Annotated in this window: 2 protein-coding genes; both read right to left on the bottom strand. The window is 69.2% G+C overall.

Annotated features, from left to right (window positions below; all coding sequences use genetic code 11):
- Positions 1-339: replication-relaxation family protein (locus FNH05_RS36825; RefSeq protein ID WP_186382931.1), on the bottom strand; the 339-nt coding region annotated here is incomplete at its 3' end.
- A 52-nt stretch (positions 340-391) separates the two neighbouring features.
- Positions 392-1,866 (bottom strand): type IV secretory system conjugative DNA transfer family protein (locus FNH05_RS36820; RefSeq protein WP_144593448.1); only part of this gene is annotated, 1,475 nt, incomplete at its 5' end.

The following is a 1,866-nucleotide window of genomic DNA, read 5'->3' as shown; positions in this document are numbered from 1 at the left end:
GTCCTCGGCCGCCAGCACGGCGGCGCCGGCGGGGGCGAGCACGTAGTGCATGGGTGCGGTGCCGACTGAGATGAACGGTTGGAACCTGTCCACTACGCCCCATTGGAACAGCTCGCGCAGCCGCTGGCGTCCGCTGCGGAAGGACGGGAAGGCCAGGGCGGTGATCTGATGGGCGGTGAGTACCCGGTGCTCGTGCAGCATCCGGATGATCCACCGGTCGCGTGGTGTCAGCCGCCACGCCAGCACGGCCTGGTGCTCGGTGCTGTTGGCGGTGCGAGGGGTCGGACGGGTGGCTTTGTGCCCGCGCAGGTTGCGTTGCCTTGTGGGGTTGGTGATCACGCCAAGAACCTCCGGTTCGGTCGAGGGGTTTCGCTCGCTGGCCCGTTCGGGTTCAGGACCGGCGGCGGGGGTCGGCGCTGTGTGGCTGGGTATGGGGCTGGTTGCGATCGTGATTCGTGGGTTGCTGTGCAGGCTGGGGCATCGATTGCGAGCCGCCAGCTTGAGTGCGCCCCGCTTGGCGGGCCCGGGCGCGGATTTCTCGTGCTCGGCCGGGAATCGGTTTCGGTAGCGGTTGGGTGCGCATGGTGAAGGGTTGTGCTTCTTCGCCGTTGAGGACGAGGCGGGCGGCGGCGTGGTAGACGCCGAGGTGGGCGAGGTCGTGGTCGGACAGTCGCGGGGCGGTGTGGCGGGCCAGTTCGCGGGCGTCTTCGGGTGAGGCGTTGAAGAAGATTTTCGAGCGGGCGTTGGTGGACATGCCCTCCCGCAGCTCGCGTGGGAGTTGCCCGAGGTGCTGGTGGGCCAGGGTCATGGCGACGCGGAACCCGCGGGCTTCGGCGAGCATGTCCTCGATGGGGTAGGGCAGGTTGAGGAAGTTGTGACACTCGTCGATCACCAGGCTCGCGTCGCGCCGCTGCCGTTGCGGGGTGCGGGCCCGGGCTGTGGTGGCCTGCCATGTTCGGGCGACCACCAGTGACCCGACCAGACGGGTGGTTTCCTCACCCAGGCTGCCTTTGGGGATGCGCACCAGGCAGATGCCACCATCGAGCACCCTGGTCATGTCCACTGTGGAAGGGCCGCCCGCGATGGCGTCCCGCACGAAGGGCCGCAGCAGGAAAGCGCGTAGCTTGTTCATCAGTGGCGAGATGACCTGGCTGCGGGAAGAGTCGGTGAGTTGCTCGTACCAGGACCAGAATCCACGCAGCACCGGGTCGGTGATCCCGGCGGTGACGCGGGAGCGGAAGGCCGGGTCGGCCAGCAGCTTGGGTAGATCGGCGAGGGTGGCCACGCCCTCTTGGGTGCGCAGGGTGAGGCAGGCGGCGCGCATCACGTCGTCGGTGCGGGGGCCCCAGAACGCGGAGTAGACCCGCCGGAACACCGAGACGAGGTTGTCGACGGTCAGGTCGGTTTCCCCGCCGTCCAACGGGTTCAGGCACGGCGGTCGTGCCTTGGAGTCGGCGTCGAAGAGCACGACCCGCTCGCCTGCCGAGCGTGGGAGGCGGGAGAGCACGTCGGTGACGAGGTCGCCTTTGGGATCGATGAGCACGATCCCGCGACCAGCTTCGGCGTCGGCCAGGATCATGTTGCCCAGCAGGGTGGACTTGCCCGAGCCGGTCGCACCGATGACGTGCAGGTGGTGCCGCGCGTCCGGGACACGCAACGCCACCGGACGTTCCTGGCCGGTGTCGGTCACGCCAATCGGTTTGGCCTGGGGGCCGGGGGTGGCGATCCCAGGTGGTGGGGCGATCGCCTTGGCACCCGCGCGCTGGACACCGGGGATCGCCTCGTCGGTCGGGAGGTGTGCGATCGCGGCCAGTTCCCCCACGGAGAGCAGGTCGCCTGTGCCGAGGCGCCGGTCGGCCAGCACTG

It is taken from the genome of Amycolatopsis rhizosphaerae, from assembly GCF_007713715.1.
GTDB classification, from domain to species: domain Bacteria; phylum Actinomycetota; class Actinomycetes; order Mycobacteriales; family Pseudonocardiaceae; genus Amycolatopsis_E; species Amycolatopsis_E rhizosphaerae.
This window is presented reverse-complemented; position numbering and strand designations above follow the sequence as displayed.